The following is a 17,711-nucleotide window of genomic DNA, read 5'->3' as shown; positions in this document are numbered from 1 at the left end:
AATTTCACTAGCGTTAGTAAGCATAAGCATAAGCATTGCCTACTCCTCAAATCACAATACCGGAAATACCGATTTAAGAAAATGAAATGAAAAGAGAGCTACCCAATGGCAGCTCTCTTTTCATTTCATTTTCCGAAGGAGATACAGCAAATACGGAGTACCAATCAGCGCTACAATCAGACCACTCGGAATATCTTTCGGCGCAATAAGAATTCTTCCAACGAAGTCGGCGGTGACAAGAAGTAGTCCGCCTAATAATCCAGATACGACAATCAAAGGTAGATGACGAAAACCAACTAATCTACGTGCGATATGAGGTGCGACAAGCCCCACAAAGCCGATCGTCCCTACAATCGAAACAGCTGCTGTACTTATCGCAACACCGACAATCAATGCCCAAACACGAGTCGATTTAACAGAAAGCCCAAGACCTGCCGCCACATCGTCACCAAACGTCAATGTGTCCAAACTGCGTGTCAGATAAATGGCTGGTCCTATAAACAATGCAAATAGCAAAACAGCAAGCTGTACATCTTCCCATCCTTTTGCGTACGTACTTCCCGACAACCAGACGAGCGCTGCCGCAACTGCAAGTTTTGCTTTTACGACAAGTACTTGTGTGGCCGCCGAACCAAACGCAGAAATTGCAATTCCCATAAGTGCAACAAGCATCGGCTGGAAGTTGTTTTTCCACGATGTTCCTAAAATAATACCAAGTGCGATGGCAGCTCCCACGACTGCACCAAGCGGCATATAGTTAACTGGAATTGCAGGAAATAACACGAGTAGCATCATTGCCCCTGCACCACCCATTGATGTGACACCCAAAATACTTGCATCCGCCAATGGATTTCGTAATACCCCCTGCAATAATACCCCTGCAATCGCGAGCATTACCCCGACGATGAACGCCGTTAACACACGTGGAACTCGGAAATTCCACACAACAGGTTTCAACCATTCAGTCGTCCATGCAGTGCCATTAAATGATAAAGCCAATGAAATAATAACGAGTAGGAGTGCAACAACGATTGCGATGACAACCGACAGTTTCACGGGCTTTAATGTACCGCCCATTTGACGATCGCCTCGACTATGCGTTTTCGCAGTTTTCCATGCCAAGTACAACAGCCACGGTCCACCTATCAACGCGGTCATTGCACCAACCGGAACTTCTTGTCCGGGTTGAATCAATCGCCCTAACACATCAGCTCCGATTAGCATGACACTTCCCCATAAAAATGATTGGAGGAGAATATTCAAATGTCCCCGAACGCCAAGCATCCGAACAATATGTGGAGCCATTAATCCAATAAAACCAATTGGTCCGACAACACTTACTGTTGCAGCTGCAAGGACAATTGCAACAGCCCACGCGAGTAATTTAACAAACCTAACATTTTGCCCAAGAGATGACGCTATATCTTCACCTAGCGACAGCGTATCCAATGGTTTTGCCAATACTAATGCGAGGATGAAGAACACAATGATAACTGGCCCCGCAAACGATACACCGTCCCAATTTAATTGGACAAGTGTTCCTGATCCCCATAAAAAGAGTCCGTTCGTTTGATTTTCGAATAATAACTGCAATGAGCCTGTCATCGAAGCGAACAATAACGAAATAATCATTCCTGTCAGCGCGACACGTACTGGCTCCATTTGCTTGCCTGCTAGCATCACAACGAGAACGGATGACAGTACAGCACCCACTAACGCAACAATAAACGGGAAATTCCCGAGTAGCGATGGAAAGAAAATCATCGAAACTACGACGAAAAAATACGCGCCCGCATTAATTCCTAATGTGCTTGCAGATGCTAATGGGTTGTTCGTCAACGTCTGTAAAACAGCCCCTGCCACCGCAAGGGCCCCACCAGCAAGTATCCCTATTATTAAACGCGGAAGACGAAGAGAGAGCACGATGTCTTGCACGCGCCCCTCTGTCCACACCTCTTTAACTAACTGGGTTACAGTATAATCCGCTTGACCTTGTGTTAAGTGAACAAAAGATAATAAAACCAACAGGAACAATCCTATAATCATGACAACAAAGGATCGTGTTCCTGAAGTCTTTCTTGCCATTATTTACTTACCATCGTGCTTGTAATTTTGTTGAGTAATGTTTCTGCTGAGAGAGGACCTCCATATAACCATGTATCTCCACCGAGATCATACAGTCGGTCTTCTTTCACGAAATTCAAGTTCTTCCAAACTGCATTATCTTTTAATTGTTTTTCATAAATATTGTCTTCGTCCTGTACAATATACAAATAGTTTGCATCCTCGTACTTCGCTAGCCCTTCCACGTTATACGTACTCGAGCCGTAAAGTTCAAATTGATCGGGGATATGGATGTTGTTCAAACCAATTTTCTCTAGCATGATTGAAGCCATCGAATTTGGTGTAAACACACGAATTTCAGGTGCTTGAGGTCCCGTGTAAGCAAGTGTTAAGACAACATCTTTCGTTTTCAAACCAGCATTATCGATAGTTGTTTTTGCTTCTTCGTATTTTTCATCCAAGTCTGCTAATACCTGTTTCGCTTCATCCTTTTTATCAACAACTTTTGCAATTTCGTTAAATGTTGTTATCATTTCTTGATATAGATCCATTTTTTCATCCTCAGGATACGGATTAAAAATGACCGTAGGTGCGATTTTCTCTAAATCTGCAATCATCCCGTCGTGACGGAAGCTTGTACCGATGATCAAGTCTGGCTCCAATGCAGCAATCGCCTCTAAATTCGGTTCTTGGCGACCTCCGACATCAGCTACGTCTTTGCTTAATTCCGCATCAATATTCACCCAATTATTATATTCTTCTATATCCGCCATTCCGATAGGTTGAACACCTACTGCCAATAAATCTTCCGCATATGTCCATTCCAAAACAACGACTTTTTTCGCAGGCTCTTTAAGTGTCACTTCACCGTTTACACCTGTAATTGTAATATTTTCTTCGGCTTTTCCCTTGTCTTCAGCTTTGTCTTCTCCCTTAGAAGAACAACCGACTAACAACACTGCAAAAAGCGCTAAAAAAAGCAGCGATTTCAAAGACTTCTTCATATTAAACATTCCTCCAATTATCTACTTATTGATTATCATTCTCATTTAGTAGTTTAAACTTGGTAGTACGGTTTTGTAAAGTTTTTTACGAAATAATTGATTATCATTCTCTGATTGATGCTAAATATGCTATGCTTATCTCTAATTGAAAATGAAAATCATTTAGTTTCCCTATAGATATGGAGGCATTCCAATGCATACCTCAATAAAAGCCGAAAACCTATCGATTGGCTATCAAGATAATCTCCTCTTCGAAAACTTGAACCTATCGATCCCGAAAGGCGAAATCACTGTTTTCGTCGGTAGTAACGGCTGTGGTAAGTCTACGTTACTCCGTTCAATTGCCCGTCTTTTGAAACCTTCTGACGGTTCTATTTTACTTGAAGGCAAGGATATCCACTCGCTGTCTTCACGTAATGTTGCAAAGAAAATGGGGATTCTTCCTCAAGGTCCTGTATCACCTGAAGGGTTGACGGTACATGATCTTGTAAAACAAGGACGCTATCCACACCAATCGTGGCTCTCGAGATGGACTGACGAGGATACGAAGAAAACGGAAGCCGCAATGACAGCTACCGGAATAAGTGATTTACGAGATCAATCGATTGACACACTGTCGGGTGGTCAGCGGCAGCGTGCATGGATTGCAATGACGCTAGCGCAAGATACAGACGTCATTTTATTGGACGAACCAACAACATACCTCGACATGACACATCAGATTGAAATTCTTGATCTGCTGTTTGAATTAAACGAACAAAAAGGCCGTACGATTGTCATGGTGCTTCATGATTTGAATTTAGCCTCCCGTTATGCCCACAATATCGTGGCTATTAAAGACGGTGGTGTCCATGAACAAGGCAAACCAGAAGATATTATTACTTGCGACTTAGTCCGCGCTGTGTTTGGGATGGAATGCCAAGTGTCAACAGATCCCCTTTTTGGTACACCGCACTGCGTTCCTTATGGTCGCGGCCGCTGCATCGTGTCAGAACTTCGAGGAAATACTGGTGCCTAATTTACAAGCCGAGCAAGTAGCTGCACTGGAACGTTTCAGTGTACATATTGGTGCACAGCCAAACACATTTTTAACAGCTGCAGAAGTGTTATGCGAATCAGGAAGCGACAAGCTATTTGAAATAGTTCAACGTTTAACGGACGCTCCGACAAATACCGTTGCCACATCCGTTTATATGAAAAGACATGGTTTTTTCATAGCTGCACAACTGCACTTAATATGCGAACATAATTTACTATGGGGTGGCGATTTGAAAGACGTGTCGTTATTCATCGAAAATGATACCATCCTTTTTTCTGTTCCATCTGCCGGCTTTAGACTCGTACAAAATCGCGAAGAAGATATCCGCTTTATCCTCGAGGCATACGGGCACCCCGTCGTTAACTATTTAAGTAAGCATGGGAAAATTGCGAAACTAATATTGTGGGAGAACGTATGGGGATATGTCTTATGGATGTACTCGATGCTACTTCAGGAAAATTCATCATTTGCACAAACAGACTTGGATATTTTATTGGCAGATGAAACATGGAAACCTGCGATGCGTCGTTCCCCTTTTAAGCAGTATTTGAATAATCAACAAGCACTAGATGCAATGGTAAACTACAAACGGGTGACATGTTGTTTGTATAAAGAACTTCCTAATACAGAAAAGTGTTCCTATTGTCCTTTAGTAAAATAAGAAACAGCCCACATAAACCGTCAAAATCCGGTTTATGTGGGCTGTTTTTTTGTAGCTCCATCTTATTAAAATTAACTCCACCTTCTTTAAATCCTTGGTTTTATTAGATAAGCATCAGACAATTTGCCTGTCGCGTTCCTACAATGTTCAAGTGAAAAATGCGGTAGTCTCGAAAGAAAAAAATAGATGTCTTACTATAGAAATTGTAAGTGCCCGAAGATACAATTTCAGGCTCTCTAGTACTTGGCGCAATCATCAAACGTAATTTATCATGATAGTAATATTTAACACAAATATTCAAAAACTATATATTAAAGTCCCTTTTCAAAAAAGTTGAACCTCATGTTCTTTAGAGTTAAAGAAAAAAACTAGAAAAACTTTTGTATAAGTTGCTCCGTTGTAAGTATGGTTGCGAACTCCTCATGCAATGTCGCTAAAGAAGTATTATGTACAGTAACTGCATCATAATGAGTATTGTTTTGATCCGTCATTCCAAAAGCCGCTGTTGCATCTGAAATAAGATATGTATTGAAACCTAAATTCCCACTCATTCTTGCAGTCGTAGATACACAATGAGGAGTAGTCAGTCCTGTTAATATGACTGTTGTCAGACCATTTCGTTTTAAAAACGCCTCTAATTTTGTACCGATAAAACTACTGTTTACTTTCTTTTCTATCACCACTTCTCCCCCAATAGGTTCGACCAATTCCTTTATAGCAAACCCATCATTTTCCGGGTGAAATAACGAACTAGGATTGTCAGACCTATGCTGTATATGAATTACTGTCCAACCCTTTTCCCTCCATAAGTTTAGTATCTTACTAATATTCCCCTCTGCATTTAGATTATTTCGCTCTCCCCACTTTTTATCATTAAAAGCTTTTTGTACATCTATTATAAGTAAAGCTTTGTTCTTTTTATCCATAACAATCCCCCTTTGATTCAATCTTTGACCTGCCCCCCGGAACCAATCCAAATTTAATATTATCCACTTCATCTACTTATGAAATTTTTTCAATAAACAATCCCGTTTCTTCAATTAAAGGAATGATTGGGTCTAAAGGCTTTGACATATGAACACCCATTAAATAGTCATATCCTATAAATACTTTCATTCTCCTGGGATAATAAACCTTTGCGCCAATGTTCTCCCTAATTAAAAGCCTACAAAAAACATCAACTTTTTTCTTACTTAAGTTATCTTTGTTTTTTACATTCGAGTAATGCTCCATCATTTCCTCGCTATAAAGTTCCCGGTAATCTTTTATCAAATCTTGAAACATTTCTAGCGAGAAGCTTCGTATTACATCATCTACTTTTAGATAAGGAAGACTTAAGTAATCAATGATCAGGTGGATAGCGTTAATATAGCTATCCTCAGTTTTTTTGTAATCTTCAATCGTTAACTTTTCTTCATCAAAAGTTTTCCCGATATCACTAATTGTCATCTTTTATATATCTGTTTTCATCATCTCTAAATAAGGGGTTATACTTTGTAATTCTGTATTTATACATTTATTCACCTATTCTAACTAAATTTCAATACTAAGTGCTCATTCTTGTATTCTTACTATATTAGTACTATTCTACGACTTCAAAGGCAAAGCCTCTAAAAATCAATAGACACTTTTCAAACATGTCTCTTGGAAGCAAGGTTGCCATAAATAAATGTAGACCGCTTCTCTATTAAATCGGAATTTTACTTTGTTCACCAGAATGATTAGTCATCTATTTACCAATAATGGAAAGGTGCATACTAAAAGTACTAATAGCAGGGGCCATATTGTACACTATTAGATAAGAAGTTATTCGGAAGGGGAGAGATGAATGGAGAAAACCGTAAAAAGCGAATTATTTTCTTGGATACAATCATTATTATTTGCGTTAGCGATTGTCTTTATCAGTTACCAGTTTTTATTTGTACCAACAAAGGTACAAGGTGAGTCAATGTTGCCGACATTCGAAGATAAAAATCGCATCATCGTCAGCAAAGTAAGCACCATCGACAGGTTTGATATGATTGTTTTTGATGCGCCGAATGCAACAGAGAAATACATTAAAAGAGTCATCGGAGTACCCGGAGATCGTATTGAAATGATCGACGACATATTGCACGTGAATGGTAAAGTGTATGATGAGCCCTATGTTAAACGGATCGATGGCGATCCAATCACGGACCGGATAACTGGGGACTTCACGTTAAAGGAAATTACAGGACAAGCCGAAGTCCCTGAAGGCGCTTTCTTCGTATTAGGCGATCATCGCTTAAAGAGTAATGATAGTCGATTTTTTGGATTCATTTATGAAGATGCTGTCATTGGTGAAGTGAAGCTGCGTTATTACCCATTCACTGCAATCGGTATACCGAAATAAGTTGATAATAAAAGAGTAATTCCTATGAGAATATAGCTCGCTGAAACAACTTGTATAATATGGACCCACGTCTGTTGATTAACCAAGTAACCAGTAAATATCTTGATCACCCCCTGGCTGCTACCTGTATGGTTGCGATTTTGAATCGCTTTGGGTTGAATGACTTCCATACGTTCACCGAAAAAGTGTGGTAGTTCGCTTACTATAAAGCGAACTATTTTTGAACGAATTTGGAGATTTCACGTTAAAATAAATTAAAATATTAGGGAATTTTCGCCATTAACCGCGCATAGGTCGCAAAAAGCCCTCCTCCCCGTAAGAGAAGAGCTTCCCGCGACCTATGAGGAACATTACTGAGCAGAAGTATTAGTCTTTATTTAAAGAGTAGATTCACTATTAACATGATATCTTCCTATTGGTATTACATAAGGGGAGCCCGAAATGGGGTCTTTTATCACAGAGCAACGAAGCCCGAAAACGTCTTTAATCAATTCACTAGTAATGACCTTTGAAGGATTACCTTCCGCAATTAGCTTTCCTTGACGAAGGGCAAATATATGGTCCGCGTAACGTGCGGCCAAGTTGATATCATGAAGGACCATTACAATCGTTGTTCCGCGTTTTCGGTTAAGGTCAGTCAGCAGGTCAAGAATTTCCACTTGATACGTAATATCCAAAAAAGTCGTCGGTTCATCGAGAAATAAAATGTCGGTTTGCTGCGCCAGCGCCATTGCAATCCAGACACGCTGTCTTTGTCCGCCGGATAGCTCGTCAATGTTCCGGTTTGCAAATTCGGTAATGTTCATAATGTCCATCGCTTCGGCAACGGCTTCATAATCCTTTTTTGTCCAACCTGAGAACATGGATTGGTGAGGGTACCTTCCCCGTCCAACCAAATCCGAGACCGATATGCCTTCTGGAACAATGGGGGATTGCGGCAGTAGCCCTAAAATCCGCGCCAATTGTTTCGGCGGAATTTTGCTGAGCGGTTTTCCGTCCAGTGTAATTTCTCCGGATGTCGGTTTGATAAGTCTCGCCAATGTTTTAAGAAGCGTAGACTTGCCGCAGCCGTTTGCGCCAATAATGACGCTGATTTTATTGCTCGGGATCAAAAGGTTTACGCCGTGGACAATGGTTTTATTATCATAGCCCGAAACGACTTGTTCAGCTTGAAAAATATGTTCCGGTTTCATTATAAATCTCCCTTTCGATTCATTCGGGTTAACAAGTAGATCAAGTAGGGAGCTCCTAGAATGCCTGTGATTACACCTACAGGGTATCTTGCAACAAATGCGAATTGTCCAATAAGATCTGATGCTAATACTAAAATGATGCCAACAAGACCCGACGGAATAATGTTTGAAAATCCTACACCAACTAGTCTTTTTGCGATAGGTCCAGAAAGAAATGCGACAAATGCAATGGGTCCTGTTGTAGCGGTAGCTAACGCAATGATAAGTACGGAACTAATAATAAGTACAAGTCTTGTCTTGTCCGTATCGATTCCAAGTGAAGTGGCAGCCTGTTCTCCCAGTTCCAACATATCCAATCGTTTCCCAAGTAAGATGATGACAGGCGCGAAGATTAGAACTGTCAGAATCAGAGGGTAAAGATTCTCCATTTTAGCTCCATTTAGACTGCCACTTAGCCATCTCATTGCAGTAGGAATATCGTTTTTCTGACCAATAAGCAATAAATAGGAAATGATAGCGTTAAATATTGCTTGAATGCCAATTCCAATTAATATTAATCTACCTATTGAAAAAGAAGATCCTTTTGATAATAGAAAAATAACCATCACTGTAGTAAGTCCACCAACAACAGAAGCAATCGAAACAACCATATTGCTCGCATGAAGAACAATGATGCAAAAAACAGCGGCAGCACTTGAACCAGTTGTAATTCCGATGACATTGGGGTTTGCCAAAGGGTTTCGCAACATTGTCTGGAATACTGTACCGGCAACCCCGAAAGCGAATCCAGCAAAAATGCCTGCAACCATTCGTGGAAACCGGATTGTCCCCACCGCAAATGATGCCCCTTTTACTTGTTCACCTAGTAGGACATGTATGACATCTTGAATGGGATAAATCGTGTTTCCAAGCATTAGCATAGCGCAGCAAAGTGCGGAAGCAATGATGGCAAGTAAGGAAGTCACGAGTATAAAACGACGACGTCTCTTTGTTCTGCCTACTATAATAAGATTCATTGCTGCATTTATCATAATGCACGCATCTTCGATTTCATAGTTAGTAAGATTAAAATAGGAGCCCCAACAAATGCAGTCACTACACCAACTTCAAGCTCACCCGGACTGCCGATAAGCCTACCGCATACATCTGATATCATTAAAATAATTGCACCTGAAAGGGCTGCCATCGGGATAACATATCGTAAATCGGGTCCAATAATGAGTCGAATCACGTGAGTGGCCAATAAACCGATAAAGCCAATAGGACCTGCTAGTGCTGTTGCTGCAGCACATAATAGGACGCCACCAAAAGCAGCAATAAGTCTAAGCGTGCCAGTTCGTACACCTAAACCTTTAGCAACTTCATCGCCTAATGCTAATGCATTCAGAGCTGGAGCCGAGAATAACGCTATTAGTATTCCTACAAGAAGAAAAGGAATCAAGGTAGAGATAGTGCTCCAGTTTCCTGATCCCACACTACCTACCTGCCAAAATCTAAATTGATCCATAACGTTTGAACGAGGAATCATAATTGCCATTACGAGGGATGATAATGCTGCACTTGTAGCAGCACCCGCCAAAACGAGTTTAAGGGGCGTGGCACCGCCACTCCCCATAGAACCAATTCCGAATACAAAAATGGCAGTTATAATTGCTCCCGCTAATGCAAACCAAATATATTGACTAGGTGTACTAATATTTAAAAAGGAAATTCCACAAACTACAAAGAGAGAAGCCCCTGTGTTTACTCCTAATATACTCGGATCTGCAATAGGATTACGCGTGACCGATTGCATAAGGGCTCCGGAAACACCTAATGCGGCACCACACATTAAACAAAATACAGTTCTAGCAATTCTTTGGCGCACAACATTTGCTCCGTGGGACTGTACATCAGGCTGGAATAAACCAGCCATTAGTTCATCCCATCCAACTGTACGAGAGCCGAAGGCAAGAGAAGCCAATACACATATACCGAGTAAAATAATGGAGAGTACAAGGACGCTTATAAATTTTTTCGGAATAAGTAACTGCTTATTTTCTGAAACGGATGTATTAATCATTTATTTTACCTTGTTAGCAGCTTCTGAAAGTAAATTTAAGTATTTATCAATTGAATAGTTAATTGCAAGCGGGTTTGGAGTTCCAGCCGCTGCAAGTGGCGTGTTATCTCCAATAATTACAACCGATCCTCTTTGAACTGCCGGAATTTTTCCGAGGATTGGATCAGCTTGCAGTGCTTTTAATGTATTGTCATCACCGTAAGATACGAACAAATCAACATCGTTCAGTATATCTGCATTTTCAGCACTTAATTCTAAATAAAAACTATTTGGATCAGTAATTTGACTCGTAATACTTTCAGGGTATTCCATTCCTAACTCAGTAAGGAACTCACCACGAGGATCTGTTGGTGTGTAAATATAAAATTTAGATAAATCTGTAGCCGATATGCTTACAAATGCAGCTTTTTTTCCTTTAAGAACAGGATATTCATTTGCTTTATCATGAATTAATTTCTCTGTATCGGCAATCAGTTGTTTACCTTCTGCTTCCATTCCCATACCCATTGAATTGAATGTAACTTGTTCACGCCATGAAGCTACCCAAGGGCTCGTTTGGTAGGCAACAACTGGAGCGATTTCACTTAATGTGTCATATTCCTCTTGTGTAATACCTGAGTATGCTGCAAGAATTACATCTGGGTTTGCATCTGAAATTGCCTCAAAGTCAAGTCCGTCTGTATCCTGGAAAATAGTAGGGATATCCGCGTCAAGTTCCTTAAGCTTATCTGTTGTCCAAGGTAATAGTCCGCTGTCATCTTGAACGCCGTAATTCGCCGCTGAGAATCCTACAGGTACAACACCGAGAGCGAGGGCAACGTCATGGTTTCCCCACGAAATCGTAACTACACGTTCAGGTTTCTCTTCAATTGCCGTTTCGCCAAAAACATGCTTGATTACTAGCGGATATTCAGAAGTTTTTTCCTCCGTTTTTGTATCTACTTTGTCAGTAGAAGTGGAATTAGATTTCCCGGCTGAACAGCCAACTAGCAGTAACATCATAATAGCTGAAATAAATAAAATATTTAATGAGATTTTTCGTTTTGCTTTCATTGTTAAGCGCCCCTTTTAATTGATAATGATTATCAATATCAATGATATATACTAGTTTTCTACTTGTCAATGAAAAACTTGATTATTTAAACAGCCATAGAAGGTGTAAGGTATGTATTTCAAAAAAAGGGGGTAAATTATTGGATTTTCCATCATTTTAATTGCCGATAAAGAAGCTTGGGTATTACGTTTATTGATCAATGGAAACTACACGAGCGCCTTTCTATAGTACAAGCGGTTTATAAAAACATCATAGCTACGATAAAAGATAAAGAAGACCGCCCGTTAACAAACTAATTATTGAAAAATTAAATATAGAGTTGTGTTACATTTTTATATTCCAGTCTAGAAAAGTGTGTAGTTAAACACGAATTATACCTCCATGTTAAGAATCGATTTCAATATAGGATTGAGCCTTATTTTATCAAGAAAATTGATATAACCTCACTTAGCGCTATTACGGTGAACCATATCATAAGTAAATGAGGTTTTTAAATAAAAAAATAAGGCCGATTTTCTATACTAATAGAAAATCGGCCTTTATAAATCATATAAATATTTTTTCATGTACTTTTATTACTGTGCAGTTAATCCGCCATCGATAACGAATTCTGAACCTGTTGAGTAGCTAGCCTCATCAGAAGCCAAGAACAATATCATATTCGAAACTTCTTCTGGTTGTGCTACGCGTTTTAATGGAATGTGTTGAGCGAATGCTTCTACAACCGCTTTTGTATCTTCTTGTACAACCATTGGTGTTGCGATAACGCCTGGGTGTACAGAGTTTACGCGAATGCCCATGGGTGCTAGGTTGATCGCAGCCGCTTTTGTCATCCCACGTACTGCGAATTTTGTATCTGTATATCCTACAGCACCAGCAACTAATCCGTTCATTGAAGAAATATTCACGATTGAACCGCCGCCAGCTTTCATCATTGAAGCTGCTACAGTTTTCATACCTAAGAATACAGACACTTGGTTAATGTCTACGATGCGACGGTATTCTTCTACCGTAATATCAAGCATATTTTTCGCCATAGTAATACCGGCGTTGTTTACTAATACGTTTACTGGACCGAAAACTTCTTCTGCTTTCGCAATAACTGTTGCCCAATCTTCTTCAGATGCTACGTTTTGTTTAATGAAAAGGGCATTTTCACCTAATTCAGCTGCGAATGCATTGCCTTTTTCTTCATTTAAATCTGTTAAAATAACCTTTGCACCGTTCTCTATGAATAATTTTGCGTGTGCCGCACCCATACCTTGCGCTGCTCCCGTAATAATTGCTACTTTACCATCTAGTCTTTTCATTATTATTTCTCCTTTATAAATAAGTATTTATAAATATACCTTGAAAAACTAAGATACCTTTTGATAGTCGCTAGGTAACTTTTAAGATTCAAGTTACTTTATGTAACCATAATATCTCGAATTAAAGATAATGTCAATACCATGAACTCAGTTGAATATAAAAATTTTCTTCAACTAACGATTGCTTTAGTAAAATAAGATAGTAAATATACGTCAAAAATTAGATTTCTGATCGTTTTTCTCCCCATCAACTGTTTAAAAGACCGAAATTATAATAATAAATTGCATCTATATCTGAAGAGTCAATCGCCTGAATAGGCTAAAGTCATGAAGCGGTCGACAACTTTAGGTGTTTGTCGAAGTGTTACATCCTCAAAAATAGCCTGATTTGCGTGAAATGACACAGAGGTAGAGATGTAGTCTAAAGCAACCCCGTAGCACTTGGCAATCTCGCTTAAATCATTGACAAGTCGTGTTACGGTAGTCATTCGTGCTTGTTGGTAGTTGTATAATTCAGGAGACTCGTGCAACAGATGGGGTAGCTCATTGGCCTCTTCTTCGAGATGACCTAAATCACAATCTAAACGTTCGCGGACAAGCCGTTGAACATTATAACATTATTTCCCTCTAATTTGGCAACGTTAGCTCGAAACCAAACAATTTTATCCCCAAACTACACAACAACCCAACCCATTTTCCCCCTCAGAAAAAAACAGCCCACACAAACCGTTGAAATCCGGTTCGTGTGGACTATTTTTCATGGTTCCATTTGCTTCGCTAAGAAATGTGCCGCTGTTTCCGCCGCTTTCTGTTCAGTTTCGCCAATGAAATGCACTTTTGATAGCAAGTAAACAGCACCAATCGTATCACCTGCTGCAATAATGGGTGCAATACAATATGACTTCACTTGCTCCACTTGTCCTGGCACCCATTCAATCGCCTTTTCAAGTTTTTCTGTGACGATTTTACGACCTGTAATAATCTCATCAAGATCAGGAGACAGCTGGCGATTCAAATAGTCTTTTTTGGATAATCCGGATACTGCAATCATTTCATCCCGGTCACTGATAAGTGCAGGTGTACCAAGTGTTTCGTACAGCGTATCCGCGTACTCTTTTGCAAATTGTCCAAGTTCCGATATCGGGGAATACTTCTTCAATATAACTTCGCCGTCTCGGTCTGTAAAAATTTCAAGTGGATCACCTTCACGGATCCTAAGTGTCCTCCGAATTTCCTTAGGGATAACCACCCTGCCTAGATCATCAATTCTACGGACGATTCCAGTTGCCTTCATACATGATGCCTCACTTTCCACAAAATTGAACGTTAATTTCGTTTCATTTGTAGTATGCATCAAGAATGGACAAAATATGCAACATGCCCTTTAGACGGAATCAATAACAACAGTTTCCTTTGTAGATGAATGTAGGATTCTCATCATTTCTTCAAGTACATCGAATGCAGTCTGTTTTCCTGTATGACGTTCATCTACAGTCATTATAAGAAGACCGTTTTCCATCGTAAACCCTACAGCACGACCAAACGCCATTGAATCGGATACAAGTTTAGCACCGTCTGTTTTGGCAGTCCCATCAGGCGATATACGAACTTCAATAAGCGATTGTTGTTTCTTGATTGATTCGACGCCTGCCATACGTCCCCAGGCTTTTACTCGCGCAACACGGAGCAACAAGTCTGCCTCGAGCGGCATATCGCCAAATCGGTCTGTCATTTCGTCGACGAGTTCATTATAATCCGTTTCATTTTCAATCGCTTTCACCATTTTGTACATTTGAATTTTTTGGAATCCATCACGCACATACTCGTCTGGAATATAAGCATTGAGTGGTAGTGCAATTTCCAAATCTGGTATATCCGATTTTACTATGCCCGTCTGTTTCTCCTCGACCGCTTCTTGAAGTAGTTGAGAATAAAGATCGAACCCGACCGAGTCAATGAAACCGTGTTGCTGGGAACCAAGCAGATTACCTGCACCACGAATCGATAAGTCGCGCATCGCAATTTTGAAGCCCGAACCAAGTTCAGTGAATTCCTTTATCGCTTGGAGACGATTTTCTGCAACCTCTGTCAGCACCTTGTCGCGTTGATAAAGGAAATAGCCATATGCAACACGGTTTGAACGTCCGACACGACCACGAAGCTGATAGAGCTGTGATAAGCCCATGCGGTCCGCATCTTGGACAATAAGTGTATTGACATTCGGAATATCAATACCTGTTTCAATTATTGTTGTCGTTACAAGGACATCATATTCACCTTCCAGGAAACTTAAAATCACCGATTCTAATGCTGATTCCCCCATCTGTCCATTGGCAAATCCAACCCTTGCTTCAGGTACCAGTTGCTTGATTTCATCGACTTTCCGCTCCATATCTTCCACCCGGTTATACAAGTAGAATACTTGCCCACCTCGGCCGATCTCCCTTTCGATTGCCTCGCGGACGAGCGCAAAGTTTTGTTCCATAACATATGTCTGAACGGGAAAACGGTTTGCCGGAGGCGTTTCGATGACTGATAAATCACGAACACCAAGCATCGACATATGGAGCGTCCTTGGAATTGGTGTTGCCGTCAATGTCAGGACGTCGACATGCGTTTTCAATTGTTTTAGTTTCTCTTTGTGTGTTACGCCAAACCGTTGTTCCTCGTCGACCACAAGTAAACCGAGGTCGTGGTAGACGATGTCTTTAGAAAGGAGGCGATGCGTGCCAACGACAATGTCGACTGTTCCTGCTTTCAATCTTTTCAACGTCTCCGTTTGTTCCTTTTTTTTACGGAAACGATTCAGGAGAGAAACTTCAACCGGGAAACCAGAAAAACGTTCTTTCATTGTTTCATAATGCTGTTGCGCGAGTATTGTTGTCGGTACAAGGAACGCTACTTGTTTGCCGTCTGATACAGCCTTAAATGCAGCACGGATTGCAACTTCCGTCTTACCATAACCAACATCCCCACACAGTAAGCGATCCATTGGACGTTCTTTTTCCATATCCAACTTAACTTCAGCGATGGATCTGAGCTGATCATCCGTTTCGTCATATGGAAACGCATTTTCAAATGCCATTTGCATGTCGTCGTCCACCGCAAACGCATGTCCTTTTTCTGATTCGCGTTTAGCATACAGCTCAATTAGGTCATCTGCGATATCTTGAACGGCTGCCGTAACTTTAGTCTTCGTCTTCTTCCAATCTGTGCCGCCTAGCTTATGAAGCTTCGGTTCTTTTTCACCGGACGCGACATATTTCTGGATCAGGTCAATCTGGTCTGCAGGAACGAACAACTTATCCTCTCCGCGGTACCGGATGTCGAGATAGTCTTTATGAATACCGCTTACTTCTAGCGTTACAACCCCGTAATATTTCCCAATCCCATGATGGACGTGAACGATATGGTCACCCGGTTTGATTTCCGAGTAGCTCTTGATACGTTCTGCATTTGTCATTTTTTGCGGACGTGCTTTTCGTTTTGGAGTCCCTTTAAAGAGCTCAGAATCCGTTATGACCGCTAGTCGTTGAAACGGAAGCTCGAAACCAGCAGACAAATCGCCGTCTATAACAATTATACCGCCTGCTTTTGATGGCTTTCCGGATACGGCGGATTGCATATCATAATCTTGAAGTATTGATTGTACTTTTTGCATCCGTTCGTTCCCGTCTGCAACAATGAAAACGTTAAAACGGCCTAGGTGCCATCGTTCTATTTCATTTTTCAATAAACTCATCTGACCGTGGAACTGCTGCATCGGTTTACAAGAAAACGTCACCGTCTTTTTCAAAGTAATACCCGGAACAGAGCGGACGAAAAGGGAAAGGTACACTTTTCGCTGTTTTAATAATCCATGCATCTCTTCGAATGAAAAAGAAGTTTTTGCATCATGAACAATTTTCCCTTCTTCAAGAAGAGCAACAATCCATTCCTTTTCGTCCGATTCCAGCGATGCTACTACTTCAAGGATTCGTCCGATTTCATCAAAGAAAACGATTCCATTACTCGGAAAATAGCTTTCCAGAGAAGTCACTCCAGCTGAAAACGACGCATATTTCAACATGTTTTCGGGAGTGGATCCTTCCCTCATCAAGCCAATATCACCTGTCACATTAATCATTAACCGTTCTTTCGCTTCCGTGTCTTTCATCTTCTTCAAACTAGTACCAAGCGCATTCTCCAGTTTTTCCGCAATCGCTGTTAGATCTTCAGCCTTCCAGACAAATTCGAGGGCAGGAAGAATTGACACGGCTTCCAGTTTACCAGTTGAACGCTGATCTTCCGCAGAAAATGTACGGATGGAATCTACGTCCGTATCAAATAACTCAATCCGGATGGGGTCTTCCAGATTCAGCGGATACAAATCTAAAATACCTCCACGCAGTGCAAATTCGCCCGGCGCTGTTACCATTGACTGTCTCGTATAACCCATCGAAACAAGCCTTCCGAGCCATTCTTCTATATTAATTTCCTCGCCAATTTTCGTTGATAATGAGCTGGTCATCCAGCGATCTTTTTCCGGTAACAGTTTTTTCATACCCGCAATCGGAGTGATGTAAATTCCTTTCCCAATGCGCGCCATATGGTCTAATGTATCGATGCGCTGAGCTCGAAGTTCATAACTTGAAATAGAAAAATCTGCAGCAATGAGTTCCTCTGCAGGGTAAAGGTGAACGAGTGAGTCACCCAACATTTTGACGAGGTCTTCATATGTACGCTGCGCTTGCAATAAATTCGGGGATACGATGAGCATTGGTCGGTCATTCGATTGCTGAAGCACTTTGAAGAATATTGACTTTGCCCCACCTGATAATCCCGCGATAAGTTGACGGTCTGTCCCTGCCTCCAACTCTTTCACTAGTTCGCCAATCTCTTTCTCTTGTGAAAATAAATCTATAAGTGATTCCAATACTGCACATCCTTTCTTTCATGGTATATGGGAAA

14 protein-coding genes are annotated in these 17,711 nt (G+C 40.8%); 3 read left to right on the top strand and 11 right to left on the bottom strand.

Annotation, left to right across the window (positions count from 1 at the left end):
* Positions 1-120: 120 nt before the first annotated feature.
* Positions 121-2,025, bottom strand: coding sequence for an iron ABC transporter permease (locus FQ087_RS21530; RefSeq protein ID WP_255452500.1), 1,905 nt, complete (start codon positions 2,023-2,025; stop codon positions 121-123).
* A 59-nt stretch (positions 2,026-2,084) separates the two neighbouring features.
* Positions 2,085-3,068 (bottom strand): ABC transporter substrate-binding protein, encoded by a 984-nt coding sequence (locus tag FQ087_RS21525; protein ID WP_149582659.1) that lies wholly within the window; start codon positions 3,066-3,068, stop codon positions 2,085-2,087.
* A 193-nt stretch (positions 3,069-3,261) separates the two neighbouring features.
* Here FQ087_RS21525 and FQ087_RS21520 point away from each other — a divergent pair, with 193 nt between their 5' ends.
* Entirely contained in the window at positions 3,262-4,086 is an 825-nt protein-coding gene (locus tag FQ087_RS21520; protein WP_149582658.1) for an ABC transporter ATP-binding protein, read from the top strand.
* Entirely contained in the window at positions 4,079-4,768 is a 690-nt protein-coding gene (locus FQ087_RS21515; RefSeq protein WP_255452499.1) for an IucA/IucC family C-terminal-domain containing protein, read from the top strand. The genes FQ087_RS21520 and FQ087_RS21515 overlap by 8 nt, the downstream gene beginning before the upstream one ends.
* A gap of 368 nt (positions 4,769-5,136) precedes the next feature.
* Here FQ087_RS21515 and FQ087_RS21510 read toward each other — a convergent pair whose 3' ends face one another.
* Entirely contained in the window at positions 5,137-5,694 is a 558-nt protein-coding gene (locus tag FQ087_RS21510; protein ID WP_149582657.1) for a cysteine hydrolase family protein, read from the bottom strand.
* A gap of 76 nt (positions 5,695-5,770) precedes the next feature.
* Positions 5,771-6,217 (bottom strand): hypothetical protein, encoded by a 447-nt coding sequence (locus FQ087_RS21505; protein WP_149582656.1) that lies wholly within the window; start codon positions 6,215-6,217, stop codon positions 5,771-5,773.
* Between the two features lie 379 nt (positions 6,218-6,596).
* On the opposite strand from FQ087_RS21505, the gene lepB reads away from it, so the two are divergent.
* Positions 6,597-7,142, top strand: coding sequence for a signal peptidase I (lepB, locus tag FQ087_RS21500; protein ID WP_149582655.1), 546 nt, complete (start codon positions 6,597-6,599; stop codon positions 7,140-7,142).
* A 377-nt stretch (positions 7,143-7,519) separates the two neighbouring features.
* Here the strand turns inward: lepB and FQ087_RS21495 are convergent, their stop codons facing one another.
* The 7 genes from FQ087_RS21495 to mfd all read right to left on the bottom strand — a co-directional run bounded on the left by FQ087_RS21495 (position 7,520) and on the right by mfd (position 17,676).
* The gene (locus FQ087_RS21495; protein WP_149582654.1) at positions 7,520-8,335 is read right to left on the bottom strand and encodes an ABC transporter ATP-binding protein; all 816 of its coding nucleotides are present in this window, start codon (positions 8,333-8,335) and stop codon (positions 7,520-7,522) included.
* The gene (locus FQ087_RS21490) at positions 8,335-9,366 is read right to left on the bottom strand and encodes a FecCD family ABC transporter permease (RefSeq protein WP_149582653.1); all 1,032 of its coding nucleotides are present in this window, start codon (positions 9,364-9,366) and stop codon (positions 8,335-8,337) included. The genes FQ087_RS21495 and FQ087_RS21490 overlap by 1 nt, the downstream gene beginning before the upstream one ends.
* Positions 9,363-10,397, bottom strand: a complete 1,035-nt coding sequence (locus FQ087_RS21485) for a FecCD family ABC transporter permease (RefSeq protein WP_149582652.1) — start codon at positions 10,395-10,397, stop codon at positions 9,363-9,365. Before FQ087_RS21485 ends, FQ087_RS21490 begins: the two co-directional genes overlap by 4 nt.
* Positions 10,398-11,450: an iron-siderophore ABC transporter substrate-binding protein gene (locus tag FQ087_RS21480; protein WP_149582651.1), complete on the bottom strand. Its 1,053-nt coding sequence runs from the start codon at positions 11,448-11,450 to the stop codon at positions 10,398-10,400.
* A gap of 576 nt (positions 11,451-12,026) precedes the next feature.
* The gene (locus FQ087_RS21475; protein WP_149582650.1) at positions 12,027-12,761 is read right to left on the bottom strand and encodes a glucose 1-dehydrogenase; all 735 of its coding nucleotides are present in this window, start codon (positions 12,759-12,761) and stop codon (positions 12,027-12,029) included.
* Positions 12,762-13,518: 757 nt separating this feature from the next.
* Positions 13,519-14,055 (bottom strand): stage V sporulation protein T, encoded by a 537-nt coding sequence (spoVT, locus tag FQ087_RS21470; protein ID WP_149582649.1) that lies wholly within the window; start codon positions 14,053-14,055, stop codon positions 13,519-13,521.
* 90 nt (positions 14,056-14,145) lie between these two features.
* Positions 14,146-17,676: a transcription-repair coupling factor gene (gene mfd / locus FQ087_RS21465; protein ID WP_149582648.1), complete on the bottom strand. Its 3,531-nt coding sequence runs from the start codon at positions 17,674-17,676 to the stop codon at positions 14,146-14,148.
* Positions 17,677-17,711 lie beyond the last annotated feature (35 nt).

Source organism: Sporosarcina sp. ANT_H38, from assembly GCF_008369195.1.
Taxonomy (GTDB): Bacteria; Bacillota; Bacilli; order Bacillales_A; family Planococcaceae; genus Sporosarcina.
The sequence above is the reverse complement of the archived record's forward strand: the minus strand, read 5'-3'. Positions and strand labels throughout refer to the sequence as shown.

Bases quoted from the DNA above. Each gene is read 5' to 3' on its own strand.
- FQ087_RS21525 (WP_149582659.1), bottom strand. From the start codon at position 3,068: ATGAAGAAGTCTTTGAAATCGCTGCTTTTTTTAGCGCTTTTTGCAGTG.
- FQ087_RS21520 (WP_149582658.1), top strand. From the start codon at position 3,262: ATGCATACCTCAATAAAAGCCGAAAACCTATCGATTGGCTATCAAGAT.
- FQ087_RS21510 (WP_149582657.1), bottom strand. From the start codon at position 5,694: ATGGATAAAAAGAACAAAGCTTTACTTATAATAGATGTACAAAAAGCT.
- FQ087_RS21505 (WP_149582656.1), bottom strand. From the start codon at position 6,217: ATGACAATTAGTGATATCGGGAAAACTTTTGATGAAGAAAAGTTAACG.
- lepB (WP_149582655.1), top strand. From the start codon at position 6,597: ATGGAGAAAACCGTAAAAAGCGAATTATTTTCTTGGATACAATCATTA.
- FQ087_RS21495 (WP_149582654.1), bottom strand. From the start codon at position 8,335: ATGAAACCGGAACATATTTTTCAAGCTGAACAAGTCGTTTCGGGCTAT.
- FQ087_RS21490 (WP_149582653.1), bottom strand. From the start codon at position 9,366: ATGATAAATGCAGCAATGAATCTTATTATAGTAGGCAGAACAAAGAGA.
- FQ087_RS21485 (WP_149582652.1), bottom strand. From the start codon at position 10,397: ATGATTAATACATCCGTTTCAGAAAATAAGCAGTTACTTATTCCGAAA.
- FQ087_RS21480 (WP_149582651.1), bottom strand. From the start codon at position 11,450: ATGAAAGCAAAACGAAAAATCTCATTAAATATTTTATTTATTTCAGCT.
- FQ087_RS21475 (WP_149582650.1), bottom strand. From the start codon at position 12,761: ATGAAAAGACTAGATGGTAAAGTAGCAATTATTACGGGAGCAGCGCAA.
- spoVT (WP_149582649.1), bottom strand. From the start codon at position 14,055: ATGAAGGCAACTGGAATCGTCCGTAGAATTGATGATCTAGGCAGGGTG.